The organism is Citrobacter sp. Cf087 (assembly GCF_030334285.1).
Classification (GTDB): domain Bacteria; phylum Pseudomonadota; class Gammaproteobacteria; order Enterobacterales; family Enterobacteriaceae; genus Citrobacter; species Citrobacter freundii.
Genome location: NZ_JAOWED010000028.1, coordinates 446,093 through 472,370 on the forward strand (window position 1 = coordinate 446,093; position 26,278 = coordinate 472,370).

23 protein-coding genes are annotated in these 26,278 nt (G+C 52.3%); 12 read left to right on the top strand and 11 right to left on the bottom strand.

The window, feature by feature from the left end; genetic code table 11:
* Positions 1 to 6: 6 nt before the first annotated feature.
* Together OGV57_RS10650 and OGV57_RS10655 are read right to left on the bottom strand one after the other, a co-directional pair.
* On the bottom strand, positions 7 to 1,236 hold the full coding sequence (locus tag OGV57_RS10650; RefSeq protein WP_048218539.1) for an amino acid permease: 1,230 nt from the start codon (positions 1,234 to 1,236) through the stop codon (positions 7 to 9).
* A 142-nt stretch (positions 1,237 to 1,378) separates the two neighbouring features.
* Entirely contained in the window at positions 1,379 to 1,834 is a 456-nt protein-coding gene (locus OGV57_RS10655; protein WP_054528750.1) for a multidrug/biocide efflux PACE transporter, read from the bottom strand.
* Between the two features lie 101 nt (positions 1,835 to 1,935).
* Between OGV57_RS10655 and OGV57_RS10660 the strand changes: the two genes are divergently transcribed.
* The 5 genes from OGV57_RS10660 (at position 1,936) to araE (ending at position 7,962) form a co-directional block, all read left to right on the top strand.
* Positions 1,936 to 2,820 carry a LysR family transcriptional regulator gene (locus OGV57_RS10660; RefSeq protein ID WP_003033908.1) on the top strand — a complete coding sequence of 295 codons (885 nt, stop codon included), beginning with the start codon at positions 1,936 to 1,938 and terminating at the stop codon, positions 2,818 to 2,820.
* A 102-nt stretch (positions 2,821 to 2,922) separates the two neighbouring features.
* Positions 2,923 to 4,101: an acetyl-CoA C-acetyltransferase gene (locus tag OGV57_RS10665; protein ID WP_003033912.1), complete on the top strand. Its 1,179-nt coding sequence runs from the start codon at positions 2,923 to 2,925 to the stop codon at positions 4,099 to 4,101.
* A 471-nt stretch (positions 4,102 to 4,572) separates the two neighbouring features.
* Positions 4,573 to 5,409 carry a 5-dehydro-4-deoxy-D-glucuronate isomerase gene (gene kduI, locus OGV57_RS10670; RefSeq protein WP_003840972.1) on the top strand — a complete coding sequence of 279 codons (837 nt, stop codon included), beginning with the start codon at positions 4,573 to 4,575 and terminating at the stop codon, positions 5,407 to 5,409.
* 57 nt (positions 5,410 to 5,466) lie between these two features.
* Positions 5,467 to 6,228: a 2-dehydro-3-deoxy-D-gluconate 5-dehydrogenase KduD gene (kduD, locus tag OGV57_RS10675; protein ID WP_003033923.1), complete on the top strand. Its 762-nt coding sequence runs from the start codon at positions 5,467 to 5,469 to the stop codon at positions 6,226 to 6,228.
* Between the two features lie 315 nt (positions 6,229 to 6,543).
* Positions 6,544 to 7,962, top strand: a complete 1,419-nt coding sequence (araE, locus tag OGV57_RS10680) for an arabinose-proton symporter AraE (RefSeq protein WP_003033926.1) — start codon at positions 6,544 to 6,546, stop codon at positions 7,960 to 7,962.
* A gap of 55 nt (positions 7,963 to 8,017) precedes the next feature.
* Here araE and OGV57_RS10685 read toward each other — a convergent pair whose 3' ends face one another.
* A complete protein-coding gene (locus OGV57_RS10685; protein WP_003033929.1) occupies positions 8,018 to 8,905 on the bottom strand; it encodes an Rpn family recombination-promoting nuclease/putative transposase in 888 nt (295 codons plus the stop codon).
* 196 nt (positions 8,906 to 9,101) lie between these two features.
* Entirely contained in the window at positions 9,102 to 9,428 is a 327-nt protein-coding gene (locus tag OGV57_RS10690; RefSeq protein ID WP_054528749.1) for a cupin domain-containing protein, read from the bottom strand.
* A 141-nt stretch (positions 9,429 to 9,569) separates the two neighbouring features.
* Here OGV57_RS10690 and OGV57_RS10695 point away from each other — a divergent pair, with 141 nt between their 5' ends.
* A complete protein-coding gene (locus OGV57_RS10695) occupies positions 9,570 to 10,277 on the top strand; it encodes an aspartate/glutamate racemase (protein WP_054528748.1) in 708 nt (235 codons plus the stop codon).
* Here OGV57_RS10695 and OGV57_RS10700 read toward each other — a convergent pair.
* On the bottom strand, positions 10,249 to 11,184 hold the full coding sequence (locus tag OGV57_RS10700) for a LysR family transcriptional regulator (RefSeq protein WP_003033937.1): 936 nt from the start codon (positions 11,182 to 11,184) through the stop codon (positions 10,249 to 10,251). The genes OGV57_RS10695 and OGV57_RS10700 overlap by 29 nt on opposite strands.
* Positions 11,185 to 11,302: 118 nt before the next feature.
* Here OGV57_RS10700 and lysA point away from each other — a divergent pair, with 118 nt between their 5' ends.
* Positions 11,303 to 12,559 (top strand): diaminopimelate decarboxylase, encoded by a 1,257-nt coding sequence (gene lysA, locus OGV57_RS10705; protein WP_044699776.1) that lies wholly within the window; start codon positions 11,303 to 11,305, stop codon positions 12,557 to 12,559.
* 107 nt (positions 12,560 to 12,666) lie between these two features.
* Here lysA and OGV57_RS10710 read toward each other — a convergent pair whose 3' ends face one another.
* Together OGV57_RS10710 and galR are read right to left on the bottom strand one after the other, a co-directional pair.
* Complete coding sequence (locus OGV57_RS10710) at positions 12,667 to 13,677, bottom strand: LacI family DNA-binding transcriptional regulator (RefSeq protein ID WP_054528747.1); 1,011 nt, start codon at positions 13,675 to 13,677, stop codon at positions 12,667 to 12,669.
* Between the two features lie 13 nt (positions 13,678 to 13,690).
* On the bottom strand, positions 13,691 to 14,719 hold the full coding sequence (gene galR, locus OGV57_RS10715; RefSeq protein WP_003033945.1) for an HTH-type transcriptional regulator GalR: 1,029 nt from the start codon (positions 14,717 to 14,719) through the stop codon (positions 13,691 to 13,693).
* A gap of 597 nt (positions 14,720 to 15,316) precedes the next feature.
* Here galR and aas point away from each other — a divergent pair.
* On the top strand, positions 15,317 to 17,476 hold the full coding sequence (aas, locus tag OGV57_RS10720; RefSeq protein ID WP_003033949.1) for a bifunctional acyl-ACP--phospholipid O-acyltransferase/long-chain-fatty-acid--ACP ligase: 2,160 nt from the start codon (positions 15,317 to 15,319) through the stop codon (positions 17,474 to 17,476).
* On the top strand, positions 17,469 to 18,662 hold the full coding sequence (gene lplT / locus OGV57_RS10725; protein ID WP_003033951.1) for a lysophospholipid transporter LplT: 1,194 nt from the start codon (positions 17,469 to 17,471) through the stop codon (positions 18,660 to 18,662). The genes aas and lplT overlap by 8 nt, the downstream gene beginning before the upstream one ends.
* Positions 18,663 to 18,744: 82 nt before the next feature.
* Here lplT and OGV57_RS10730 read toward each other — a convergent pair whose 3' ends face one another.
* The 4 genes from OGV57_RS10730 to mutH form a co-directional block, all read right to left on the bottom strand.
* A complete protein-coding gene (locus OGV57_RS10730; protein WP_054528746.1) occupies positions 18,745 to 19,785 on the bottom strand; it encodes an NADP(H)-dependent aldo-keto reductase in 1,041 nt (346 codons plus the stop codon).
* A gap of 106 nt (positions 19,786 to 19,891) precedes the next feature.
* On the bottom strand, positions 19,892 to 20,110 hold the full coding sequence (gene ygdR / locus OGV57_RS10735) for a lipoprotein YgdR (protein WP_000758660.1): 219 nt from the start codon (positions 20,108 to 20,110) through the stop codon (positions 19,892 to 19,894).
* A 144-nt stretch (positions 20,111 to 20,254) separates the two neighbouring features.
* A complete protein-coding gene (locus OGV57_RS10740; protein ID WP_003033961.1) occupies positions 20,255 to 20,968 on the bottom strand; it encodes a TerC family protein in 714 nt (237 codons plus the stop codon).
* A 75-nt stretch (positions 20,969 to 21,043) separates the two neighbouring features.
* The gene (gene mutH / locus OGV57_RS10745; protein ID WP_003840955.1) at positions 21,044 to 21,739 is read right to left on the bottom strand and encodes a DNA mismatch repair endonuclease MutH; all 696 of its coding nucleotides are present in this window, start codon (positions 21,737 to 21,739) and stop codon (positions 21,044 to 21,046) included.
* Between the two features lie 684 nt (positions 21,740 to 22,423).
* On the opposite strand from mutH, the gene rppH reads away from it, so the two are divergent.
* The 3 genes from rppH (at position 22,424) to lgt (ending at position 26,277) form a co-directional block, all read left to right on the top strand.
* Positions 22,424 to 22,954 carry an RNA pyrophosphohydrolase gene (gene rppH, locus OGV57_RS10750; protein ID WP_003033982.1) on the top strand — a complete coding sequence of 177 codons (531 nt, stop codon included), beginning with the start codon at positions 22,424 to 22,426 and terminating at the stop codon, positions 22,952 to 22,954.
* A 12-nt stretch (positions 22,955 to 22,966) separates the two neighbouring features.
* Positions 22,967 to 25,213 (top strand): phosphoenolpyruvate--protein phosphotransferase, encoded by a 2,247-nt coding sequence (gene ptsP, locus OGV57_RS10755; RefSeq protein WP_003033984.1) that lies wholly within the window; start codon positions 22,967 to 22,969, stop codon positions 25,211 to 25,213.
* A gap of 188 nt (positions 25,214 to 25,401) precedes the next feature.
* Positions 25,402 to 26,277 (top strand): prolipoprotein diacylglyceryl transferase, encoded by an 876-nt coding sequence (gene lgt / locus OGV57_RS10760; RefSeq protein ID WP_003846461.1) that lies wholly within the window; start codon positions 25,402 to 25,404, stop codon positions 26,275 to 26,277.
* Position 26,278: the final 1 nt, after the last annotated feature.

Genomic DNA, 26,278 nt, shown 5'->3' on the forward strand with positions numbered 1-26,278 from the left:
CGTCATTTAGCCAAAAAACATCACAGATACGCACAGCAGACCGACAATCAGGGTGATCAGATTACCCACTGAACGGTACGGCTTCAGCGCCGGGATCAGATAGGTAGACAATGTCGGCATGATAAACAGAATCATGGCAATCAGCGGCCCACTAATCGCGTAAATCATTGAAATAGCATTAGGATTAATGCAGCAGATGATAAACGTGATAGCCGAGACCAGCATGATGGACAGGGCGCGGTTAAAGGCCCGGCTTTTCTTCACACCCACCTGATGCAACGATGTTTTTACTACCTCCGTTGCCCCTTCAATCACGCCAAAGTAGGTGCCGAGGAACGATTTTGACATCGCCACGACGGCAACGATGATCCCTGAAATCGACAGCCATGCCGGTGCGTTAGGCATCATCGATAGTGCTGACAGAATGGTCACGCCTTCATTTTTTGCATCCTCGATATAGTTTGTCGGAATCGAAAGCAAACAGCTGAAAACGAAAAACAGCACGCTCAGGCAGATGATGACATAGGCTACCTTCATGATTTTTTTGCATTTACCCATGGCCTGCTCGCCATATTTCTCACGTCGATCAATGGCAAACGTGGAGATAATTGGCGTATGGCTAAAAGCGAAAACCATCACGGGAATAGATATCCAAACCTGATGAAGCGTGTGCTGATCGACAGACATCTGGCCGGTGAGTAACGTTGGCTGCCAGCTTCCGGTCAGGTAGAGCGAAAGGAATAAAAAATACGCGATGAGCGGGAACACCAGAAAGCCCATCACCCGGATGGTGGCTTGTCGACCCATCAGAAAAATTAAATTCAGCACCAGTACCACGCCCAGACTGACCAGCATGCGGATCCGCAGGTCGATAGTGATATGTTTTGCCAGCTGTTCAGTGAGTGAGTTGGTTATCGCCACGGCGTAGATCAGCACCACCACAAAGAAGGCAATAAAATAGAGGGTGGTGATCAGGCTGCCAATCTTCTTGCCGTAGTAGTGTGTAACCGCGCCAGTAATCCCTTCACCAGCCGACGTTTTTGAAGACAGGATAAACTGGCATAGCGCCTTGTGCGGCCAGTAGGTTAAAGGCCAGGCGACGAGAGCAGTGATAAACAATACCACCGCACCTGCAGAACCCAGCTGTATGGGGAGGAAGAGGGTTCCTGCGCCGACGGCAGTCCCATATAGTGCGAAGCTCCAGAGAGTCTCTTCTTTTGACCAAAATTTCGACATTATTTGAACGTATCAACTATAAAATAAACAAAAAGAAGCGCAATTTACCACAAATGGCAGGGGCTGGGGGAGATGTGAACAAGCGGGCTGGTGAATGGATGAATAGCCGGAACCGAGAAAATTCCGACTATTGTTTGAATAATCAGGCAGTAACGCGCTGCTGGCGGCGCTTCATAACACGCTCGCGTAACGTGTCATAAGCCCAGTTATAGAACATGGTATACGGCAGGAAGAACAGGAAGAAACCTATTTCCAGCGTGAATGCCTGAAGCAGGCTGACGTTCAGCACATACGACACGATGCTCACCCCGATCACAATAAAACCGCTCTCAAAACCTAAGGCGTGAAATGCTCGCACTTTCGCCGTACGTTTTACCAGGTGCGACGGCCACAGACGGTCAAACAGGGCGTTATAAATGATATTCCAGATCATCGCTGTAGTGGCGAGAAGAATGGTCAGTCCGCCCATTTCCAGCACCGAGCGCTGCATCAACCATGCGGTGGTTGGTGCGAGAACAGCGGTGGCAATGCCTTCAAAGCAGACGGCATGAAAAATACGCTCTACTAACGAGCGGCGTTGGACTGTATCGTGTTGCATAACCTAAAACCTTCTTTGATGCCCGGATAACGGAATGGTGGCAATTTTATCGTTTAATGTGATATCTAAAAGATAGTATCCATCGATAAAGTAGATAGTTCATGCGTTACTCTCCTGAAGCGTTAACGGCATTTGTAGAGACCGTTTCCTGCGGCTCATTTTCTGCTGCGGCTCGTCGGCTGCGTAAAAGCCAGTCCACTATCAGTACGGCCATTGCGCATCTGGAAGCCGACCTTGGTTTTGCGCTGTTTGACCGTTCATCACGCCAGCCAACGCTGACCGAAGAAGGTAAGCGGGTGCTGGGTTATGTGCAGGCGATTCTGACGGCCAGCGAACGACTGGATGAAGCGGCGATTTCGCTGTCGGGTGAAACGGAAGCGCGTCTGACCTTCGTGTTGTCAGACACGCTGCATCCGGATGTGCTGGAAGAGTTGATGGTGCAGTTTGATCGCAAGTTTCCCCATACCGAGTTTGAATGTCTGATTGGCGAAGACGAGGACGTGATCGATCTGCTGCAAAAAGGACGTGCTCAGGTGGGGTTGATCGAAGCGCGGGAGGATTACCCGACCGACATGGGCGTTACGCGTCTGCCGATGCAAACCTGGATGGGATTATACGTGGCGGCATCGCATCCGTTGGCGGCTCAAGAAAAACTGCAGTGGGAGCAGCTACACACCTGGCGCGAGCTGCGTTTGAATACCTATCTGGAAAGCGGGACTAACGTGGCGCGCGGTCCCGTCTGGTCGGCTCCTAACTACCTGTTATTGCTAAGTATGGCTGTTCAGGGATTCGGCTGGTGCGCGCTCCCGTGTGCGCTGGTGGAGGAGTTTGCGGCAGAAAAACCATTGGTTCAATTAAAGCTGCCCGGCTGGCCAAAGGCTATCTCTATCGATCTGTTGTGGAATAAGAAATCACCGCCTGGCGTGGCGGGAAGTTGGCTGCGCGACCATTTACAGCAGAGTGGCGTTCAGATGACCAATAAATGATACGAATTTCCTTTGTGATAAAAATCACCGTTTTTAAACAACCTTGATAACTCTTTTTAACAATCATCTACTATTGCGGTGTTATTTTGCGCTGAGGTGGTGATGAAAGAGGTTGTGATAGTCGGGGCGTTAAGGACACCGATTGGTTGCTTCCAGGGGACGCTGGCGCGCCATTCTGCCGTTGAATTAGGCAGCATGGTGGTCAGGGCTTTACTGGAACGCACAGGCGTGGACGTTCATGCTGTGGATGAAGTGATCCTCGGTCAGGTGCTTACCGCAGGTGCCGGGCAGAATCCGGCGCGTCAGTCTGCCATCAATGGTGGGCTACCCAATACCGTTTCTGCCATCACCATTAACGATGTCTGCGGTTCGGGCCTGAAAGCGCTGCATCTGGCGACCCAGGCTATCCAGTGCGGCGAAGCCGACATTGTGATTGCGGGCGGGCAAGAGAATATGAGCCGTGCCCCGCATGTCCTTACCGATAGCCGCACCGGCGCACAGCTGGGGAACAGCCAACTGGTCGACAGCCTGGTACATGACGGTCTGTGGGATGCATTCAACGATTATCACATGGGCGTTACCGCGGAAAACCTGGCGCGAGAATACGGCATTAGCCGCGAATTGCAGGATGCCTACGCGCTGCACTCGCAGCACAAAGCGCGGATGGCAATTGATGCTGGACGCTTTAAAGATGAAATCGTGCCGGTGGTAACACAGCGTAATGGGCAATCATTGGTGGTGGATACCGACGAGCAGCCCCGTACCGATGCCAGCGCCGAAGGGCTGGCGCGTCTGGATCCTACCTTTGACAGGCTCGGTTCGGTAACGGCAGGTAACGCGTCATCCATCAATGACGGCGCCGCTGCGGTGATGATGATGAGCGAGGCCAAGGCGCAAGAGTTGAACTTACCTGTACTGGCCCGTATTCGCGCCTTTGCCAGCGTCGGGGTCGACCCTGCGCTCATGGGGATTGCGCCAGTGTATGCGACGCGCCGCTGCCTTGAGCGTGTGGGCTGGCAACTGGCAGATGTTGATCTTATCGAAGCTAATGAGGCCTTCGCCGCGCAGGCATTATCCGTTGGGAAAATGCTGGAGTGGGATGAACGGCGGGTGAATGTTAACGGCGGAGCCATTGCGCTCGGTCACCCGATTGGCGCATCTGGCTGCCGAATTCTGGTTTCGCTGGTGCATGAAATGGTGAAGCGTCGGGCGCATAAGGGCCTGGCAACGCTGTGTATCGGTGGTGGTCAGGGTGTGGCGCTCGCTATCGAACGAGATTAACGATCTTACATTTACCGTCTTAAACGCCTTTCTACGTGTTTTCCCTACACCTGTAAAAAAGCCCTCCAGCAGGAGGGCAAGGCCAGTTACAGAAACATACACTCTAAACACAGTTAACTTATCAAAACATTGTTTCATTTCATGTGATTAACTGCGCACTTTGTTAGAAAAGGTGTCTTTTCGACTGATCATCTCGGCTGAATTTTCCATTTTTTATCCCTGCCCCAAATGAATAAATAAATTTATCGTATTGTTATTCAATCATTTTATTAAGGTCCATTTCGCTATTCATACGCGCTAGCGTGATCGCACTTACACTTTTGATAATAAGATGCGAAAAAAGTGAAACATCGTTTTATTTATAATTGAAAACACATTCAGGGAGGAATATCATGAGTGCATAAGATAAAACGGAACAGCGTTTTGCTATTCGTTTAAGCATTCACGGTCAATTTATCACTGGAGGTAAATGTGGACGTAAGACAAAGCATCCATAGTGCGCATGCGAAAACCCTGGACACTCAGGGGCTGCGTAATGAGTTTTTGGTCGAAGAAGTGTTTGTCGCAGATGAATACACCATGGTCTACAGCCACATCGACCGCATCATTGTTGGCGGCATTATGCCAGTGGCCAAAACCGTCTCTGTGGGTGGCGAAGTCGGCAAACAGCTGGGCGTAACCTATTTCCTCGAACGTCGTGAACTGGGTGTGATCAATATCGGCGGCCCGGGCACGATTACCGTTGACGGCCAGTGCTATGAAATTGGCCATCGCGACGCGCTGTACGTCGGGAAAGGGGCAAAAGAAGTGGTATTCGCCAGTATTGATACGACAAAACCGGCGAAGTTTTACTACAACTGCGCGCCGGCCCACACGACTTACCCAACTAAGAAAGTCACGCCTGCAGACGTTGCGCCAGTGACGCTGGGCGATAACCTCACCAGTAACCGTCGTACCATCAACAAATACTTTGTGCCGGATGTTCTGGAAACCTGCCAGTTGAGCATGGGTCTGACTGAACTGGCACCGGGTAACCTGTGGAACACCATGCCGTGTCATACCCATGAACGTCGTATGGAAGTCTATTTCTACTTCAATATGGAAGAAGATACCTGCGTATTCCACATGATGGGGCAGCCTCAGGAAACGCGTCATATTGTGATGCACAACGAGCAGGCGGTGATTTCTCCAAGCTGGTCTATTCACTCCGGTGTCGGCACAAAAGCGTATACGTTCATTTGGGGCATGGTCGGCGAAAACCAGGTCTTTGATGATATGGACCATGTTGCAGTAAAAGATCTGCGCTAGTTGCGGGCGACTGCCGTGCCTGCTGCGGCGGGCATTATAAAAAATTAAGGATTTACAATGATTTTGAATGCATTCTCTCTTGAAGGTAAAGTCGCCGTTGTGACCGGTTGTGACACCGGTTTGGGTCAGGGTATGGCGCTGGGCCTGGCGGAAGCGGGCTGCGATATCGTCGGTATCAACATTGTTGAACCGACAGAAACCATCGAACGTGTGACCGCACTGGGCCGCCGTTTTTTAAGCCTGACCGCCGATCTGCGTCAAATCGACGGTATTCCGGCGCTGCTGGAGCGCGCAGTGGCAGAATTCGGCCATATCGATATTCTGGTCAACAACGCGGGTCTTATCCGTCGTGACGATGCGATCGATTTCAGCGAAAAAGACTGGGATGACGTGATGAACCTGAACATTAAGAGCGTGTTCTTTATGTCTCAGGCCGCGGCGAAGCACTTTATCGCCCAGGGTAACGGCGGTAAAATTATCAACATCGCCTCTATGCTTTCCTTCCAGGGCGGGATCCGCGTGCCGTCTTACACCGCGTCTAAAAGCGGCGTAATGGGTGTTACCCGTCTGATGGCGAACGAGTGGGCAAAACATAACATCAACGTCAACGCGATTGCGCCGGGTTACATGGCGACGAATAACACTCAACAGTTGCGTGCTGATGAGCAGCGTAGCGCAGAAATCCTCGATCGTATTCCGGCGGGGCGTTGGGGTCTGCCGAGCGACCTGATGGGGCCTGTCGTGTTCCTGGCGTCCAGCGCATCTGACTATATCAACGGCTATACCGTTGCGGTAGACGGCGGCTGGCTGGCGCGTTAATTGCTTTCCAGAGCCAACAAACCCTGCTAAATGGCAGGGTTTTTTTTACTTTTGAATCATTAAAATCCATATTGTGGTTATAAATTATTCCATATTAAATTTCATACGTATCAATTTATTGTTTTTAATATTCTTTAATATCAATAAATTAAATTTAATTGAGTGATTGTCGGTAAATTTTAAAATTGGAATATCCATCACATAACGATGTGGTGTAGCTATTTAATCCATGTTTTTGCCGTTTCCCGCCTGACGCTTCCTGCAAGGGATCCCTTACTTTCAATGGCATGGTTACTCTGTATCTGGCAGGAAAAAATGGTCTCAATAAATAATGATGCTGCTTTAGCGCCGCGCCCAGTGCGCGATACGCGACGTATGAATATGTTTGTTTCTATCTCTGCGGCTGTCGCAGGGTTGTTATTCGGCCTGGATATTGGCGTGATTGCCGGGGCGTTGCCTTTCATCACCGATCACTTTGTGTTGACCAGCCGCCTGCAGGAGTGGGTGGTCAGCAGCATGATGCTGGGCGCGGCAATTGGTGCGCTGTTTAACGGTTGGCTGTCATTCCGCCTGGGACGTAAATACAGTCTGATGGCGGGGGCGATCCTTTTCGTCGTCGGATCTCTGGGCTCGGCGTTTGCCTCCAGCGTAGAAATGCTCATTTTTGCCCGCGTGGTACTGGGCGTTGCGGTGGGGATCGCCTCTTACACCGCACCGCTCTATCTCTCTGAAATGGCAAGCGAAAACGTGCGTGGCAAGATGATCAGTATGTATCAGCTGATGGTGACGTTGGGCATCGTTCTGGCCTTTTTGTCTGATACCGCGTTCAGCTACAGCGGTAACTGGCGCGCTATGCTGGGCGTGCTGGCGCTTCCGGCTGTATTGCTGATTATTCTGGTTGTGTTCCTGCCCAACAGCCCGCGCTGGCTGGCGGAAAAAGGTCGCCACATTGAAGCTGAAGAAGTATTGCGCATGCTGCGCGATACGTCAGAAAAGGCCCGCGATGAGCTGAACGAAATCCGTGAAAGCTTGAAGCTGAAGCAGGGTGGTTGGGCGCTGTTTAAAATTAACCGTAACGTGCGCCGCGCAGTTTTTCTTGGGATGTTACTGCAGGCGATGCAGCAGTTCACCGGGATGAACATCATCATGTATTACGCGCCGCGCATTTTCAAAATGGCGGGTTTTACCACCACAGAGCAGCAGATGATTGCCACGCTGGTGGTTGGCTTAACGTTTATGTTCGCTACCTTTATTGCCGTCTTCACGGTCGACAAAGCAGGACGTAAACCGGCGCTGAAAATTGGGTTCAGCGTAATGGCCATCGGGACGCTGGTGCTCGGATATTGCCTGATGCAGTTTGATAACGGCACGGCTTCCAGTGGACTATCCTGGCTGTCAGTTGGCATGACGATGATGTGTATTGCAGGCTATGCGATGAGCGCCGCGCCGGTGGTGTGGATCCTGTGTTCGGAAATTCAGCCGCTGAAATGCCGTGATTTTGGTATTACCTGCTCCACCACCACCAACTGGGTGTCGAACATGATCATTGGTGCAACGTTCCTGACGCTGCTCGATAGCATTGGCGCGGCTGGTACGTTCTGGCTATATACTGCGCTGAACGTCGTGTTTATCGGTATTACGTTCTGGCTGATTCCAGAAACCAAAAACGTCACGCTTGAGCATATCGAACGTAAGCTGATGGCAGGTGAGAAGTTAAGAGATATTGGCGTGTAAGTGAGCAGGGAGCCCGATAGAACAACTGATTATCGGGCTCTCATTACTACTTATTTCAGTGTGGAGCCGCCTGCCTTGCGAGGAGATCCTTAGCAGACAGCCCGGTTATCTTTAGTATAATTTCATGGCTAATACCATTCGCTAACATCATCTGGGCAATGCGTAACGCTTCTTGTTGTTTGGCTTCTTGTTGCAACACTTCCGCAATAGTCATCAGACTTTCCTTTTGCTGTGGTACCCGCTGAGCGACTTCACGGATAAATTTATCTACGTGAGGCGTATTTCCAAACTGCATCATGTAATTAAATAGCGTTTTGAGCTGGCTGTCATTAGCGTATCCCGTAGCCAGCAACGAGACCAGTTGTTCCACTAATCCCATTAAATCACGCTTGCGGATATGTTTTTGCATCAATTCCAGCAGTGCTATACGGCGATGTTGCATAATTTCGTCATCGGGTATTACGGTGATATCTACCAGCGGAAATGTTGCTGAGTATAGCTGTCGTGCCACTATGGGGTCGTCAAACTCATCCAGCCAGCAGAGTGAAAAGGGGTAGGGGCTGAGTGCGCCATGATAAAACAGCATCGGTATCACCAAAGGTAATGTTTTATGGCCAGCATCCAGATGGCGTTGCATTGCGGCCATTGCATAGCGCATTAGCCGAAATGCCATGTGAGCGTCTGGCGAACTCTGATGCTCGATAACAACATAGATATACCCATCGCCTTCATTTGTTTTTAATGACCACAGTACGTCGGAGTAGCTGGCTCGCAGGCTATCCTCAATAAAACTGCCTGATTCCAGTTTTAGTGTTTGCAGATCACATAGCTCCCGCAAGGTTGATGGAAGATAGATATCCAGAAAATCTCTTGCGGTATCAGGATGGTACAAGAACTGTTTGAAGACTGCGTCATGTGGAGTGGATGTTGTCATTTTTGTCATGGCGATCCGTCACCGTTAATTAAGATAACGTGACTGTAATCGCCCACATGGCGAGACGCATCGGGTGATTAATGCTTATGCGAATTGGTATCGAAGGAAAATGCCCCGCATTGTAACGTATTCATTTTTAGGGAACTGAGTACGCATTTTAGCGTGTTCTCAAACCGGTCAGTAGCACGGCTTGAGAACAACGAAATTACCCGTGTAGAAAATCTTCGCGTATGGGCGTAAAGGTATCCAGCAGCGTTCCCGGTTTTAAACAGACGCAGCCATGCATAATGTTGGGTTGTTTATACAGGGTATCGCCCGCCCTAACGACATGCTTTTCTTCGCCGATGGTAAATTCAAACTCACCGGACAACACGTAAGTCAGCTGCTCGTGCGGATGATTGTGCATCGGGCCTATCGCGCCTTGCTCGAAGTTCACCTCAACCGCCATCATGTTACCGTCGTGAGCAAGAATGCGCCGGGTAACGCCATTGCCCAGATCGTCAAGCGTGGTCTTTTTATGAAAAATAAACATCCGGCCTTCCTGTAATTAATTAAAACAATGTTTCATTAAACCTATATCAGAAAATTAAAAAAAGAAATGCACGCCAACATATGTGGAAAGTTGATCACATCTTTGGTTCACTGAAGAGACAACAACGAGTCAGGGGAAATGATGAAAACGATCGGTCTGTTAGGCGGTATGAGCTGGGAATCTACCATTCCTTATTATCGACTCATTAATGAAGGGGTAAAACAGCGCCTGGGCGGCCTGCATTCAGCGCAGATCCTGCTGCACAGCGTGGATTTTCATGAGATTGAGTTGTGTCAGAGTCGCGGTGAGTGGGAAAAAGCAGGCGATATTCTGGCGCAGGCGGCGCTGGGGTTACAGCAGGCGGGTGCGGAAGGGATTGTGCTGTGTACCAACACCATGCACAAGGTTGCTGAGGCGATTGAAGCCGCCTGTGATGTGCCATTCCTGCATATTGCCGACGCGACGGGGCGGGCGATACAAAAGCAGCAGATGAGCAACGTGGCGCTACTGGGTACGCGCTACACCATGGAACAGGATTTTTACCGCGGTCGTTTACAGACTGAATTTGGCATTAGCACGCTGATTCCTGAAGCTGATGACCGTCAGAAAATAAACCAGATTATTTTCGATGAGCTGTGTCTCGGTGAGTTCAGCGAGGCTTCCCGCGATTATTACCTGGGCGTCATCGACCAACTGGCGAAACAGGGGGCGCAAGGGGTGATATTTGGCTGTACTGAGATTGGTCTGCTGGTTCCCGCCGAGCTAAGCCCACTACCGGTTTTCGACACCGCGGCAATCCATGCGCAAGATGCGGTGGCATTTATGCTTTCGGTTGTGGATGCAAAATAGCCTCCAGCGGGTCAATAAGACTTGGTAGATGGTCCTGCAGATGCGCCGTAAAAGCATCAACCAGCGCCGAGGCGGGGCGATGAAGTGGGTGAATCAGGCTGACCGTAAAGGGTACCGAAATACTGAAGCGGCGGATGACGACCCCGCTACTGGCGTAATCCAGCGCGGTCAGTGGGTTTACCACCGAGATCCCCACGCCTGCCCGCACCATTGCACAAATTGAAGCGGCGCTATGGGTTTCAATCACCATACGGCGCTTCACCTGGTGCTCATTAAACAGGGTATCCAGTAGCTGACGGTAACTGTCGGTCCGTGACAGGCTGATGTAGTTTTCCCCCTGAAAATCCTGCGGCGTTAACACCGCTTTCTTAGTCAGCGGATGCCCCTGGGGCAGCACGCACACTTCATCCAGCGCCAGCAATTCGGTGCGTTTTGTTCCGGCAGGCGTATGCAGCGTTTCCGTTAACCCCAGATCGTGGCGCTGCGCTGACAGCCACTCTTCCAGTAGCGGTGACTCCTGCGGCACTATCTGAATATTGACCTGCGGATAGCGTGCGAGGAATGGCTGCAGTAGTGGCGGTAAAAAGGACTGTGAGAATACCGGCAGGCAAACAATCGACAATTCGCCCTGGCGAAACTCGCGCAGGCTTTCGGCGGCGCTCACAATTCTGTCCAGGCCATACCACGAACGTTGCACCTCTTCAAACAGACGTAACCCTTGTACGGTTGGGTGCAGCCGGCCACGCGTGCGTTCAAACAGCGTTAATCCCAGTACTTTCTCGAATCGGGCCAGTTCCCGACTGACGGTGGGCTGCGAGGTATGTAGCATGCGCGCGGCTTCCGTCAGATTGCCTGCCGTCATGATGGCGTGAAAAATTTCGATGTGTCGCAGGTTAACGGCGGGCATGGGCAATCCTCGAATGAACCAATCCATATCATTTTTGCATAGACTCACGATAAAACGATATTTTTTATTCTTTTCGGGCTGTGGCGTAATCATAAAAAAGCCAATACCGGAGCACACCATGCCACGCCCACTCAACAACACAGACACTGACCTGACCGCCGACAACCTGCTGCGCCTGCCTGCCGAATTCGGCTGCCCGGTGTGGGTCTATGATGCGCAGATTATCCGCGCGCAGATTGCCAAACTGAGCCAGTTTGACGTGGTGCGTTTTGCCCAGAAGGCATGCTCGAATATTCATATTCTGCGCCTGATGCGCGAGCAGGGCGTGAAGGTGGATTCCGTCTCGCTGGGCGAAATTGAACGTGCACTAGCGGCAGGTTTTGTACCGGGGAAAGATGAAATCGTCTTTACCGCCGATATGATCGATGACGCGACGCTCGCCCGGGTGCATGAATTGAGCATTCCGGTAAATGCCGGTTCAGTGGATATGCTGGAACAACTGGGTCAGGTCTCGCCGGGCCATCGCGTGTGGCTACGCGTAAACCCTGGCTTTGGGCATGGGCACAGTCAGAAAACCAATACCGGCGGCGAAAACAGCAAGCACGGGATCTGGTATAGCGATCTTCCCGCGGCGCTGGAGGTGATTCAGCGCTACAAGCTGAAGCTGGTGGGGATTCATATGCATATTGGCTCCGGTGTGGACTACGCGCATCTGGAGCAGGTGTGCGGTGCGATGGTGCGTCAGGTGATTGAATTTGATCAGGATCTGGAGGCGATCTCTGCGGGCGGCGGTTTATCAATCCCGTATCGCGAAGGTGAAGAGGCGATCGATACCGATCACTACTTTGGATTGTGGAACGCTGCGCGTGAGCAGATTGCTAAATACCTGGGGCACCCGGTCGCGCTTGAGATAGAGCCGGGTCGTTTTCTGGTCGCGGAAGCCGGCGTGCTGGTAGCACAGGTACGCAGCGTAAAAGAGATGGGTAGCCGTCACTTTGTGCTGATCGATGCGGGCTTCAACGATCTGATGCGCCCGGCGATGTACGGCAGCTATCACCATATCTCCGCGCTGGCTGGGGATGGTCGGTCTCTGGAACACGCCCCGCAACGGGAAACCGTGGTGGCCGGGCCGCTGTGCGAATCTGGCGACGTGTTTACCCAGCAGGAGGGCGGAAATGTGGAAACCCGTCTGTTGCCTGCGGTGGTGCCGGGTGATTATCTGGTCTTGCATGATACCGGGGCGTACGGCGCGTCTATGTCGTCAAACTACAATAGCCGTCCTCTGCTGCCGGAGGTTTTGTTCGATAACGGCGTGGCGCGGCTGATTCGCCGTCGCCAGACCATTGATGAGCTGTTAGCGCTGGAATTAATCTGATTACAGCGTGGTGAAATGCCGGATGGCGCTACGTTTATCCGGCCTACGAAATTAACTGTGGGCGCTGTTGGCCGGATAAGGCACTTGTGCCGCCATCCGGCATTTAATTACTTAAAATACGGCCCGAGCGTTACTGAGTCACGTAGTACCAGTTTGCCGGTAAACGGTGGGATTGGCTCGACGCTCTCGCCGTTGGCCAGCCGGATAGCCTGGTCGATTGCCGTGGTTATCATGGTATCAATCGGCAGATAAACGGTAGACAGCCCCGGCTCCAGCCATTTGGCGCTGGGTGCATCATCAAAACCAAACAGTGAGACGTCCGTTGGGATCCTCAGCCCGGCCTGATGTAACGCTTTTGATGCGCCCAATGCCATGTCATCGTTACAGGCGAACAGTGCGCTGAATTTCACCCCTTCCTCCAGCAGTTCACGACAGGCTTCATAGCCTCGTGTCATCGTGGAGTCGCCGTATTTGACCTTGTCGGGATCCCAGGGAATACCGTTTTTTTCCAGCGCTTTACGATACCCCATCAGGCGGGATTTACCGGTCGGGGTATGGCCTGGCACAGTGATACAAGCAATATCTCTATGGCCCTGGGAGATAAGATAATTGACCGCCTGATAGGCCGCGTCTTCCTGTTCAAAGAAAATCGCGCGATCGCGGGCCTGGCTTACATCACGGTTGATGACCAGCAAGGGCATAGCGATGCTGTTCATCAGCGACATTATCTCTTTTTCACTCATATAGCGGGTATAGAGAATAATGGCGTCGCACTGCCTGTCCGCCAGCATTTGCACGGCTTCCTGCTCACGCTCTGGTGTGTCGTGTCCGTCGGTGACGATCAACTGCTTGCCGTGAGATTCCGTCTGGCGTGAAGCCTGTTGCAGCAGCCGGCCAAAGTAGAATCCATCAAATGTAGAAACCACCAGACCAATGCTGTTGCTGGTGCGGTTTGCCAAAGATCGTGCTAAAAAATTAGGCCGATAATCAAGTGCCTGCATGGCCTTAAACACTTTCTGGCGCGTGCTCTCTTTTACCTGACCCGTGCCATTCAGTACGCGCGAAACGGTCGCTTTTGAGACGCCTGCGTGTCGTGAAACGTCCAACATCGTAGTCATAACGCTATCCTGGTTAATCGTTTGACGATGAATTCCCCGGCTCTGTCAGCGTCGAAACGGAATGGCGACGCACCAGAGTTGGGTTAAAAACGTGGGTAATTTCAGGCACGGGGCGCTTCTCCGCCAGCGCGAGCGCCAGTTCGGCAGCCTGGGTTGCCATCGTCACGATCGGATAGCGCACCGTGGTCAGACGCGGGCGCACGTAGCGGGAAACCAGCACATCATCAAAACCAATCAGCGAGATTTCTCCCGGTACATCAATGCCGTTATCATTTAATACGCCCATGGCACCAGCCGCCATTGAGTCGTTGTAGCAGGCTACCGCAGTGAAGTTTTTGCCACGACCAAGTAACTCGGTCATCGCCTGTTCACCGCCGCTTTCATCCGGTTCACCAAACGTTACCAGGCGATCGCTGACCGGTATATTGCTCTCTGCCAGCGCGTCGTAATAGCCTTGCAGACGATCTTCCGCATCTGAAATTGTGTGATTGGAACACAGATAGCCAATGCGTGTATGGCCCTGTTGAATGAGGTGCCGGGTCGCGAGCCATGCGCCGAAACGGTCATCAAGGGCAACGCAGCGTTGTTCGAATCCTGGCAGAATTCGGTTAATTAATACCATGCCGGGGATTTGCTTCATTAGTGATGCCAGCTCAGCATCCGGGATGATTTTTGCGTGGACAACAAGGGCTGCGCAGCGGTGGCGAATGAGCTGTTCAATCGCCTGTCGTTCCTTCTGTTCGTTATGGTAGCCGTTGCCAATCAGTAAAAAATTACCGGTGTTATAGGCCACCTGCTCGACAGCTTTAACCATTGCCCCAAAGAATGGATCGGACACATCACCAACTACCAGACCGATGGTCTCTGTGGATTGTTGTGCCAGCGCACGCGCATTGGCGTTGGGGTGGTAGCTGAGTGATTCCATTGCACTCGTTACAGCCAGGCGCGATGCTTCGCTGGCTTTAGGGGAATCATTAATCACTCGAGAAACGGTGGCGACTGATACACCTGCTAGTCGGGCTACATCCTTTATGGTCGCCATGATAGTACCTGTTGTGGGTAAACGCTTACATTCCGTCAGTGTTACGGAAAATGGCTGGCTGTTCAAGCAGATTGCCCGTCAGAACGTCGCAAATGTGAGCGCACACGAGCGAAGTAAGACAGAAAATAGAAAATGCTAATTTTTGCTTACACTTTGCGATGTGCTGTTGCGATTGTTCGCTGGTGAGGGAACTGAGCAGATTGCTAGAGTTGAGATCCCAGAGGTATTGATAGGTGAAATCAACTTTCGGGTTGATCACTAGAATTACACCAGCCTGCGCAGATGCGCAGGTTTTTTTTTACCTTCAGCCTATCTGTAACAGTAACCGATAATTTACACAACTCGTTGCATTTGGGTTCATTCCTTTGCGTTTTCGCACTGGCGTATCTGGCTGCTGACGACCACAATCAAGATCCCAGAGGTATTGATTGGTGAGATTATTCGGTACGCGCTTCGTACCTGTCTCTTGCACCAACCTGCGCGGATGCGCAGGTTTTTTTTCGAATTGTATTTAACAGTTACCTGTCGCACCTATTCCCCAACTCGTATACTCTCCCACCATTGATGTTTATATAATTAATGGCACAGGGAGTTGAGATGCTATTTGGCTTTTTTCGTAATCTGTTTCGCGTGCTTTTCCGCGTTCGCGTCACGGGCGATGTCAGCGCGCTACAGGGAGAACGCGTTCTAATCACTCCCAACCATGTTTCATTTATAGACGGCATCCTGTTGGCGCTCTTTTTACCGATTCGTCCCGTCTTCGCTGTTTACACCTCGATCAGCCAGCAATGGTATATGCGCTGGCTAACCCCGTTGATTGATTTCGTACCGTTAGATCCAACCAAACCGATGTCGATTAAACATCTGGTTCGTCTGGTCGAACAGGGCCGCCCGGTGGTTATCTTTCCGGAAGGGCGTATTTCGACCACCGGCTCGTTGATGAAAATCTATGACGGTGCCGGGTTTGTCGCCGCTAAGTCGGGAGCGACGGTCGTACCTGTGCGCATTGAGGGCGCAGAGCTTTCCCGCTTTAGCCGCCTGAAAGGTTTGGTTAAACAGCGATTCTTCCCGCGCATCCGCTTACACATCCTACCGCCGACACAACTGCCGATGCCGGAAGCACCGCGAGCTCGCGATCGCCGTAAAATCGCCGGAGAGATGCTGCATCAAATTATGATGGAAGCACGCATGGCGGTTCGTCCGCGTGAGACGCTCTACGAGTCGCTGCTGGCGGCGAAATACCGTTTTGGCGCAGGCAAAAACTGCATTGAAGATATTAATTTCACTCCGGACAGCTACCGCAAACTGCTGACGAAAACGCTGTTTGTCGCGCGTATTCTGGAAAAATACAGCACCGAGGGTGAAAGAATCGGCCTGATGCTGCCAAATGCGGGAATCAGCGCGGCGGTCATTTTTGGCGCCATTGCGCGTCGACGCATTCCAGCCATGATGAACTACACCGCGGGTGTGAAAGGATTAACCAGCGCCATTACTGCGTCTGAAATAAAAACGATCTTCACATCCCGACAGTTTCTCGATAAAGGCAAACTCTGGCATTTACCAGAACAGCTCACCCAGGTGCGTTGGGTGTATCTGGAGGACTTGAAAGCCGATGTGACCTTTAGCGATAAGCTGTGGATTTTCTCACATCTGCTGGCACCGCATCTGGCGCAGGTGAAGCAGCAGCCGGAAGACGCTGCGGTGATCCTCTTTACCTCCGGTTCAGAAGGCCATCCGAAAGGCGTGGTTCACAGTCATAAAAGCATTCTGGCGAACGTTGAGCAGATTAAAACGATTGCCGATTTCACCGCCGATGACCGCTTTATGTCGGCGCTGCCGCTGTTCCACTCCTTTGGGCTAACGGTGGGATTATTCACGCCGCTACTAACTGGCGCAGAAGTGTTTCTTTATCCCAGCCCGCTGCATTACCGCATTGTGCCAGAGCTGGTATACGACCGGAACTGCACCGTGTTGTTTGGTACGTCAACGTTCCTCGGCAACTACGCGCGTTTCGCGCATCCATACGATTTCCATCGCCTGCGCTATGTGGTTGCGGGAGCGGAAAAACTGCAGGACAGCACAAAGCAACTGTGGCAGGAGAAATTTGGCCTGCGTGTCCTTGAGGGCTATGGGGTGACGGAATGTGCGCCGGTGGTGTCGATTAACGTACCGATGGCGGCAAAATCGGGAACGGTAGGGCGCATTTTGCCTGGTATGGATGCTCGACTGTTGGCCGTTCCGGGAATTGAGGACGGTGGGCGTTTACAGCTGAAAGGCCCTAATATTATGAGCGGCTATTTGCGCGTCGAAAAACCTGGGGTGCTGGAAGTGCCGACGGCAGAGAATGCGCAAGGTGAGATTGAGCGCGGCTGGTATGACACCGGAGACATTGTGCGCTTTGATGAAAACGGCTTTGTACAGATTCAGGGGCGCGCTAAGCGTTTTGCTAAAATTGCCGGAGAGATGGTGTCGCTGGAAATGGTTGAGCAACTGGCGTTGGCGGTATCAGCAGACAAAATGCACGCCACGGCGATCAAGAGCGATGCCAGCAAAGGTGAGGCGCTGGTGCTGTTTACCACCGATAGCGAACTCACGCGTGAAAAACTCCAGCAGTATGCGCGGGCACACGGCGTACCTGAACTCGCCGTACCGCGTGATATACGCCACCTGAAGCAACTCCCATTACTCGGCAGCGGTAAGCCGGATTTTGTTACGCTGAAAAGCTGGGTCGATGAGCCGGAAAAACAACATGAGTGAGTCAGTGCACACTAACACGTCAATCTGGTCCAAAGGGATGATGTCCGTTATCGCCGCGCAGTTTCTGTCTGCGTTTGGCGATAACGCGTTGCTGTTTGCTACGCTGGCGTTGCTGAAGGAGCAATTTTATCCGGACTGGAGCCAGCCTATCCTGCAAATGGTGTTTGTGGGTGCTTACATTCTGTTTGCGCCGTTTGTTGGACAGGTGGCGGATAGCTTTGCCAAAGGCAGAGTGATGATGTTCGCGAACTCCCTGAAACTGCTGGGTGCGGCAAGTATTTGCTTCGGCATTAATCCGTTTCTCGGGTATACGCTAGTGGGGATTGGCGCGGCGGCGTATTCACCGGCCAAGTATGGCATTCTCGGTGAACTGACCACCGGCGACAAACTGGTGAAAGCCAACGGCCTGATGGAAGCTTCCACCATTGCCGCGATTTTGCTCGGTTCTGTCGCCGGCGGCGTTCTGGCCGACTGGCACGTGATTGCCGCGCTTTCTGCCTGTGCGCTGGCCTATGCTGGCGCAGTGGTCGCTAACCTGTATATCCCGAAACTAGCCGCGGCTCGCCCTGGCCAGTCCTGGCATCTGGGGAAAATGACGCGCAGTTTCTTCTGTGCCGCCTCTTCGCTGTGGCGCAACGGTGAAACACGCTTCTCGTTGGTGGGAACCAGCCTTTTTTGGGGGGCGGGCGTTACGCTGCGTTTTCTGCTGGTACTGTGGGTTCCGGTGGCGCTAGGCATCACCGATAACGCCACGCCGACCTATCTCAATGCCATGGTAGCGATCGGGATTGTCGTCGGCGCGGGGGCGGCTGCGAAGCTGGTGACGCTGGAAACCGTGTCGCGCTGTATGCCTGCGGGGATCCTGATTGGCGTCGTGGTGCTGATTTTTTCTCTTCAACATTCGCTGCTTCCGGCCTACGCATTGCTGATGCTTATCGGCGTGTGTGGTGGGTTCTTTGTGGTGCCGCTGAATGCGTTACTGCAGGAGCGGGGTAAGAAAAGCGTCGGCGCAGGTAATGCGATTGCGGTGCAGAACCTGGGTGAAAACAGCGCGATGCTGTTGATGTTGGGTATTTACTCACTGGCGGTGCTGGTGGGGATCCCGGCGGTAGCGATTGGTATTGGGTTCGGTGCGCTGTTTGCGCTGGCGATTGCGGCGCTGTGGATTTGGCAGCGCCGCCATTAGTCTGTTATATGCTGTTGCAACCAGGCCTACAGGGAACGCTGTCTGTAGGCCTGATAAGCGCAGCGCCATCAGGCGCTAACTGTTAAGGTGCAGGATAGGTATACACCTGATGCACCGCTTCAATCTCTGCCAGCACTTCCTCGCTCAACTCCAGATGCAGACTTTCAACGTTGGTTTTTAGCTGCTCCATGGTCGTGGCGCCCAGCAAAGTGCTGGCGACAAACGGCTGACGACGCACGAATGCCAGCGCCATTTGCGCAGGATCCAGATTATGGCGTTTCGCGATATCCACATAGGCCGCAACGGCTTTCTGCGTCTGCTCGCCGCTGTAGCGCGTGAAACGGCTAAACAGCGTATTGCGTGCACCGGTAGGTTTCGCGCCGTTCAGGTATTTCCCGGTTAATGTACCGAAGCCCAGGCAAGAGTATGCCAGCAGCTCAACGCCTTCATACTGGCTCACTTCTGCCAGTCCAACCTCAAAGCTGCGGTTCAGCAGGCTGTAGGGGTTCTGGATGGTGGCGATGCGTGGCAGATCGTGTTTGTCCGCCAGGTGCAGATAGCGCATCACGCCAAAAGCGGTTTCATTAGAAACGCCGATGTAGCGAATTTTCCCGGCGCGCTGAAACTCTGCCAATGCGTCCAGCGTATCCAGCAGGGAAACGACCGGCGCGGAGTCTGTCCAGCTGTAGCCTAACTTACCAAAGCAGTTGGTCGGGCGCTGCGGCCAGTGAACCTGATACAGATCCAGGTAATCGGTTTGCAGTCTTTTCAGGCTGTCGTGCAGCGCTTCACGGATATTTTTACGATCCAGCGCCTGATTCGGGCGGATGCCGCTGTCGTTGTTGCGTGATGGTCCACTGACCTTAGAAGCGACGATCAGCTTTTCACGGCTGCCGTGTTTGGCGAGCCAGTTACCTACGTAGGTTTCGGTGAGACCCTGGGTTTCAGGACGCGGCGGTACCGGATACATCTCGGCAACGTCGATCAAATTAATGCCCTGTGCTACGGCATAATCGAGCTGTGCATGTGCGTCGGCTTCGCTGTTTTGTTCACCAAACGTCATTGTGCCCAGCCCCAGTGTACTGACTTCCAGCGAGCTGTGGGGTATACGGTGATATTGCATAGCCGTTTCCTTTTTATAATCACGACATAAGGATTATAAAAATGGCTGAGGGAAGCGAAAAAGGGAAGTAAAATTGTTAAGGCCAGCGCGCTGCTGACCTCAACCATCAGCGTTCAATGATTTGGGACACATCATCGCGGTTAATCTGCATCGCATTGCCCTGCTGGTCGTGATAGCTCACCAGACCGGTATCATCGTCAATTTCTGGTTTTCCATCGGTCAGGATCATTCGACCATCTTTTGTCGCCATTACATAATCGCTGCTGCATCCGGAAACGGCAAAAGCCAGTCCTACGGCGGAAATCAAAACTGCCCATTTTTTCATCTGCTTATCCTCACATGGCCTGCGTCTGACAATAGTTTAGTAATAACGCGAAGTTGTGCAGGGTGAAAGCAGTAAAATCTTAAACTGTGAGAAGGGGTAGGTGTGGTGGGCATTCGCTCCCCTTGCAGGGAGCGATGGATTTCATCAGAGCGGATTTTTTTTATTACGCCACAGGTTCAGGGTCTCTACCGCGATAGAGAAGAACATGGCGAAATAGATATATCCTTTCGGAACGTGGACGTCGAAACTTTCCAGAATCAGCGTAAAACCGACCAGAATCAGAAACGAGAGCGCCAGCATTTTTACTGAAGGGTGGCGATCGACAAACTCACCAATTGGGCGAGCAGCAAACATCATCACACCTACGGCAATCACTACTGCCGCCATCATGATAAACAGATGATCGGACAAACCAACCGCAGTAATCACGGAATCCAGGCTGAAGATAATGTCTAACAACATGATCTGCACAATTGCACCCAGGAAAGAAGATACGCGGGTTTTTAACCCCTCTTCCTCACCTTCAATGGATTCGTGGATCTCCTTGCTGGCTTTCCAGATCAGGAACAATCCCCCCAGCAGAAGGATCAGGTCGCGTGCTGATATCGCCTCGCCAAACAACTCGAATAGCGGGTTTGTCAGGCGCGTTACCCAGGCGATAGAAGCCAGCAGTGCCAGACGCATGATCATCGCCGCCGCCAGCCCAATACGTCGGGCATGATTGCGTTGCGCTGTCGGGAGTTTGGCTACAACCAGAGAAAGGAAAATAATATTGTCGATCCCAAGAACGATCTCCAGCAGCGTCAGCGTACCGAGCGCAAGCCAGGCGTTAGGATCGGTTATCCATGCAAATAACATCGAACAAAGTCCTGCCAAAAAAAAGAAGCGGTAATTATAGGCTCGTAACGCGGCGGGTGAAAGGCCGGGCGGTGCCTATTGCGCCTGGAACAAGAAATGTCGCTCAAGCAATGCGCGGGTGAAGTTCTTTTTCAGGTAAAAGCCGCGTGGCAGGGTCAGGATGGGCTCGCCGTTGGCACCAATGGCCTCGGTAAGCGCGCGGGCGTTAGCGGCTTTAGGACGCAGTTGCAGTACTTCCCCATGGCGAGCGGTGATGCGTTCGACATGACCTAACACAATCATGTCCATTAATTCTTCCCAGTCCAGACGCAATTGCTGGTCCTCTTCTTCATTCGGGCTCCACAGCAGGGGAGAGCCGACGCGGCGCTCAGCCAGCGGGATGCTGCGTTCGCCTTCTACCGGGATCCACAGAACGCGTTTGAGTTTGTGCCGTACATGGCTGGTTTCCCAGGTGACGCCGGTATTGCCGGTTAACGGTGCCACGCACACAAAGGTGGTTTCCAGCGGTCTGCCAAGACTGTCCACAGGGATCGTTTTCAGCTCCACGCCCAGCGCCGCAAAATCCTGCTCTGGTTTACTGCCCGCGCTGGCACCGAGCCAGATTTCCAGTAGCACGCCAATCCAGCCTTTATCGCGCTTAAGATCCTTCGGCGTAACGATTCCCGCCATTGCCGCTAATTCTCCTAACGCGTAGCCCGAAAGCTGTCGTGCCTGGCTCAGCAACTGGGCTTCAGATTCAGGGGGAGAAAGCAACGGACGGAGTTCTGGCATCGGGTTAACCCTTAGGTGAAAAAATAAGCAATGATTTTATACCGTGTGGACAGAGTTTATCTTTTTCCACATGCTTTATTCAATTATATGATTTATATTGGTTTTTAGATTCACGTTTGCAGAGTTGCGCAACAGCGAAGCGGGTTTTCCAATTCTGGTCACTGACAATGAACAGGATCTTACACCATGTTATCCACAGAAAGATGGGATAACTGTGAAAAACCCCCACTACTGTTTCAATTTACAGCCTTGACGTGCGACGAAAATCGAATTTTCACACAAATTGTGCCTAACTTATTGGCATAATCTGTGGATAAAACCGACGCTGGTCGATCTTTCATCAGCGTGAAGATCGTATGAGTGATGTACATCACATTTCTGTGTGTTTATCTGCGTGGATCAGTTTTAACTTTATGAATGTATAAGACTATTTTTACTCTGTGACGAATGTCTTATTCGGGCTGTTCTGGGTTTTCCCATAGTAATTCCGTACTTCTTCACAACTATATCCACAGAAAAGGTGAATAAAATCGCCTTGCTTGCCCTTCTTCTGTTTATAACTCGGCCTTTAACTGTGAGTTATTCAATTGTTATTAGAATATCGCACCCTTAACAGAGTGGTTTACCGCCCCTCAGGAGTGTGAAACAATCGTTTGTATATAAGGTTTATGTTGAGGTAGTCCGGTGATTGATGACGATGGCTACCGCCCGAATGTAGGGATAGTAATTTGTAACCGCCAGGGGCAGGTCATGTGGGCCCGGCGATTTGGTCAGCACTCCTGGCAATTTCCACAAGGTGGGATCAACGCAGGAGAGACAGCAGAGCAGGCGATGTACCGGGAACTCTTTGAAGAAGTGGGTCTCAGTCGTAAAGATGTACGGATCCTTGCTTCTACTCGTAACTGGTTGCGTTACAAGTTACCGAAACGTTTGGTGCGTTGGGACACGAAGCCGGTTTGTATCGGCCAGAAACAAAAATGGTTTCTTCTGCAATTGGTCAGCAGCGATGCTGAAATCAATATGCAAACCAGCAGTACACCTGAGTTCGACGGCTGGCGCTGGGTGAGTTACTGGTATCCGGTTCGACAGGTGGTGTCATTTAAACGCGATGTCTATCGCAGGGTGATGAAAGAATTCGCAAGTGTTGTCATGGCGCTTCAGGAGAGCACTCCTAAGCCGCAAAGCACACCTGCGTACAGACGTAAAAGAGGTTAAGCTACGCAAATTATGCTCACCCGCCTGCGCGAAATAGTCGAAAAGGTGGCCAGTGCTCCGCGTCTGAATGAAGCGCTGAATATACTGGTTACCGACATCTGTCTTGCGATGGATACAGAGGTCTGTTCGGTTTATCTGGCCGATCACGATCGACGTTGTTATTACCTCATGGCGACCCGGGGACTGAAAAAACCACGTGGTCGCACTGTCGCACTCGCGTTTGATGAAGGTATCGTTGGCCTGGTTGGCAGGCTGGCGGAACCTATCAACCTCGCCGATGCGCAAAAACATCCCAGCTTTAAATACATTCCTTCGGTAAAAGAAGAGCGTTTTCGTGCATTCTTAGGCGTACCGATCATTCAGCGTCGCCAGCTTTTAGGTGTACTGGTGGTGCAGCAGCGTGAACTGCGTCAGTACGATGAAAGTGAAGAGTCTTTCCTCGTCACGCTTGCCACACAAATGGCGGCCATACTTTCGCAGTCGCAGCTAAACGCGCTGTTCGGTCAATACCGGCAAACGCGCATCCGTGCATTGCCTGCCGCCCCCGGCGTGGCAATAGCTGAAGGCTGGCAGGATGCGACGCTACCGCTGATGGAGCAGGTCTATCAGGCTTCAACGCTGGATCCGGTGCTTGAGCGCGAGCGACTGACCGGTGCGTTGGAAGAGGCGGCGAACGAATTCCGCCGCTACAGCAAGCGTTTTACCGCTGGGGCGCAGAAAGAAACGGCGGCGATCTTTGATCTTTACTCGCACTTGCTTTCCGATACCCGTCTGCGCCGCGAGCTGTTTGCGGAAGTGGATAACGGTTCGGTGGCCGAGTGGGCGGTTAAAACGATCATCGAAAAGTTTGCCGAACAATTTGCCGCGCTTAGCGATAACTACCTCAAAGAGCGGGCCGGAGATTTACGCGCGCTCGGCCAGCGTCTGCTGTTCCACCTTGACGACTCTATCCAGGGGCCGAATGCCTGGCCGGAACGCTTCGTGCTGGTGGCGGATGAACTTTCGGCGACCACGCTGGCGGAGCTTCCTCAGGACCGGTTAGTCGGCGTGGTTGTCCGGGACGGCGCAGCCAACTCTCATGCGGCAATTATGGTTCGTGCGCTGGGTATCCCTACCGTTATGGGGGCCGATATCCAGCCGTCGGTGCTGCATCGCCGCACGCTGGTGGTGGACGGTTATCGCGGTGAACTGCTGGTCGATCCGGAACCGGTATTGATTCAGGAATACCAGCGTCTTATCAGTGAAGAAATTGAGCTGAGCCGCCTGGCGGAAGACGACGTCAACCAGCCAGCACAGTTGAAAAGCGGCGAGCGCGTGAAGGTGATGCTCAATGCGGGTCTCAGCCCGGAACATGAAGAAAAGCTGGGTAGCAGGATCGACGGTATTGGCCTGTATCGCACCGAAATCCCGTTCATGCTGCAAAGCGGCTTTCCTTCGGAAGAAGAACAGGTTGCGCAGTATCAGGGCATGCTGCAAATGTTTAACGACAAGCCGGTGACCCTACGTACGCTGGATGTCGGTGCCGATAAACAGCTGCCCTACATGCCGATCAGTGAAGAGAACCCGTGCCTTGGCTGGCGGGGGATCCGCATAACGCTCGATCAACCAGAGATCTTTTTGATCCAGGTTCGCGCCATGCTGCGTGCCAACGCGGCAACCGGTAACCTCAGCATTTTGCTGCCGATGGTAACCAGCATTGATGAAGTGGACGAAGCGCGACGTTTGATTGAACGCGCCGGACGCGAAGTGGAGGAGATGATCGGTTACGAGATCCCGAAACCGCGCATTGGCATCATGCTGGAAGTTCCGTCGATGGTGTTCATGCTGCCGCATCTGACAAACCGGATTGACTTTATCTCGGTCGGAACCAACGATCTTACCCAGTACATACTGGCCGTCGATCGTAACAACACACGGGTAGCCAGCATTTATGACAGTCTGCATCCGGGGATGTTACGTGCGCTGGCGATGATTGCGCAGGAAGCCGAAAGAAGCGGTATCGATTTACGCCTGTGCGGTGAAATGGCGGGCGACCCGATGTGCGTGGCTATTCTGATCGGCCTGGGTTTCCGTCATTTGTCGATGAACGGTCGTTCTGTCGCTCGCGTTAAATATCTGCTGCGTCATATCGATTTTGATGAGGCGCAAACGCTGGCGCAGCGCAGCCTGGAAGCGCAGATGGCGGCTGAGGTACGCCATCAGGTAGCGGCCTTTATGGAGCGCCGCGGCATGGGGGGATTGATTCGCGGGGGATTGTAGGCCTGATAAGCGTAGCGTCATCAGGCATTACGGGGTAAAGATTACTTATACAGATCTTTTACATCTTCCCGGCATCCGCTTCTAACCCCTTGTGCTATCATTCGCACCTTTGGAGCGCCTGCATTATGCAGGCGCGCTTATCAATTGCTGTCTGACTTCAGCGAAATAACAAGAACTTGTGGTGACAGATGACCAGTAGCTATCTGCATTTTCCGGATTTCGATCCGGTCATTTTCTCAATCGGACCCGTCGCGCTTCACTGGTACGGCTTAATGTATTTGGTGGGGTTTATTTTTGCGATGTGGCTGGCGACGCGCCGCGCTAATCGCCCGGGCAGTGGCTGGACCAAAAATGAAGTAGAAAACTTACTGTATGCGGGCTTCCTCGGGGTTTTCCTCGGTGGGCGTATTGGTTACGTACTGTTCTATAACTTCGAGTTATTCCTCGATAATCCCCTGTATCTGTTCCGCGTCTGGGACGGCGGTATGTCCTTCCACGGTGGACTTATCGGTGTGATCCTGGTGATGATTATCTTCGCCAAACGCACCAAACGTTCGTTCTTCCAGGTTTCTGATTTCATTGCCCCGCTGATTCCGTTTGGTCTGGGTGCAGGGCGTCTGGGTAACTTTATCAATGGTGAGCTGTGGGGACGCGTTGACCCGAACTTCAAGTACGCCATGCTGTTCCCGGGCTCCCGTACCGAAGATATTTTACTACTGCAAACTAACCCGCAATGGCAGTCTATTTTTGATACCTACGGCTCGCTGCCGCGCCACGCCTCACAGCTTTATGAGATGGCGCTCGAGGGTGTTGTGCTGTTTATCATTCTCAACCTGTACATTCGTAAGCCGCGTCCAATGGGCTCGGTATCCGGTCTGTTCCTGATTGGTTATGGCGCGTTTCGTATTATCGTTGAATTCTTCCGCCAGCCGGATGCGCAGTTTACTGGCACCTGGGTACAGTACATCAGCATGGGGCAGATCCTCTCTATCCCGATGATTGTCGCAGGCATTATTATGATGGTTTGGGCGTACCGCCGCAGCCCACAGCAACACGTTTCCTGAG

Excerpts from the sequence above, each read along its gene's own strand:
- aas (WP_003033949.1), top strand. The coding sequence starts at position 15,317 with ATGCTATTTGGCTTTTTTCGTAATCTGTTTCGCGTGCTTTTCCGCGTT.
- OGV57_RS10695 (WP_054528748.1), top strand. The coding sequence starts at position 9,570 with ATGAAAACGATCGGTCTGTTAGGCGGTATGAGCTGGGAATCTACCATT.
- OGV57_RS10660 (WP_003033908.1), top strand. The coding sequence starts at position 1,936 with ATGCGTTACTCTCCTGAAGCGTTAACGGCATTTGTAGAGACCGTTTCC.
- araE (WP_003033926.1), top strand. The coding sequence starts at position 6,544 with ATGGTCTCAATAAATAATGATGCTGCTTTAGCGCCGCGCCCAGTGCGC.
- lplT (WP_003033951.1), top strand. The coding sequence starts at position 17,469 with ATGAGTGAGTCAGTGCACACTAACACGTCAATCTGGTCCAAAGGGATG.
- galR (WP_003033945.1), bottom strand. The coding sequence starts at position 14,719 with ATGGCGACCATAAAGGATGTAGCCCGACTAGCAGGTGTATCAGTCGCC.
- lgt (WP_003846461.1), top strand. The coding sequence starts at position 25,402 with ATGACCAGTAGCTATCTGCATTTTCCGGATTTCGATCCGGTCATTTTC.
- lysA (WP_044699776.1), top strand. The coding sequence starts at position 11,303 with ATGCCACGCCCACTCAACAACACAGACACTGACCTGACCGCCGACAAC.
- ygdR (WP_000758660.1), bottom strand. The coding sequence starts at position 20,110 with ATGAAAAAATGGGCAGTTTTGATTTCCGCCGTAGGACTGGCTTTTGCC.
- ptsP (WP_003033984.1), top strand. The coding sequence starts at position 22,967 with ATGCTCACCCGCCTGCGCGAAATAGTCGAAAAGGTGGCCAGTGCTCCG.
- OGV57_RS10650 (WP_048218539.1), bottom strand. The coding sequence starts at position 1,236 with ATGTCGAAATTTTGGTCAAAAGAAGAGACTCTCTGGAGCTTCGCACTA.
- OGV57_RS10665 (WP_003033912.1), top strand. The coding sequence starts at position 2,923 with ATGAAAGAGGTTGTGATAGTCGGGGCGTTAAGGACACCGATTGGTTGC.
- OGV57_RS10730 (WP_054528746.1), bottom strand. The coding sequence starts at position 19,785 with ATGCAATATCACCGTATACCCCACAGCTCGCTGGAAGTCAGTACACTG.
- OGV57_RS10740 (WP_003033961.1), bottom strand. The coding sequence starts at position 20,968 with ATGTTATTTGCATGGATAACCGATCCTAACGCCTGGCTTGCGCTCGGT.
- OGV57_RS10700 (WP_003033937.1), bottom strand. The coding sequence starts at position 11,184 with ATGCCCGCCGTTAACCTGCGACACATCGAAATTTTTCACGCCATCATG.
- mutH (WP_003840955.1), bottom strand. The coding sequence starts at position 21,739 with ATGCCAGAACTCCGTCCGTTGCTTTCTCCCCCTGAATCTGAAGCCCAG.
- OGV57_RS10690 (WP_054528749.1), bottom strand. The coding sequence starts at position 9,428 with ATGTTTATTTTTCATAAAAAGACCACGCTTGACGATCTGGGCAATGGC.
- kduD (WP_003033923.1), top strand. The coding sequence starts at position 5,467 with ATGATTTTGAATGCATTCTCTCTTGAAGGTAAAGTCGCCGTTGTGACC.
- OGV57_RS10710 (WP_054528747.1), bottom strand. The coding sequence starts at position 13,677 with ATGACTACGATGTTGGACGTTTCACGACACGCAGGCGTCTCAAAAGCG.
- OGV57_RS10685 (WP_003033929.1), bottom strand. The coding sequence starts at position 8,905 with ATGACAAAAATGACAACATCCACTCCACATGACGCAGTCTTCAAACAG.
- OGV57_RS10655 (WP_054528750.1), bottom strand. The coding sequence starts at position 1,834 with ATGCAACACGATACAGTCCAACGCCGCTCGTTAGTAGAGCGTATTTTT.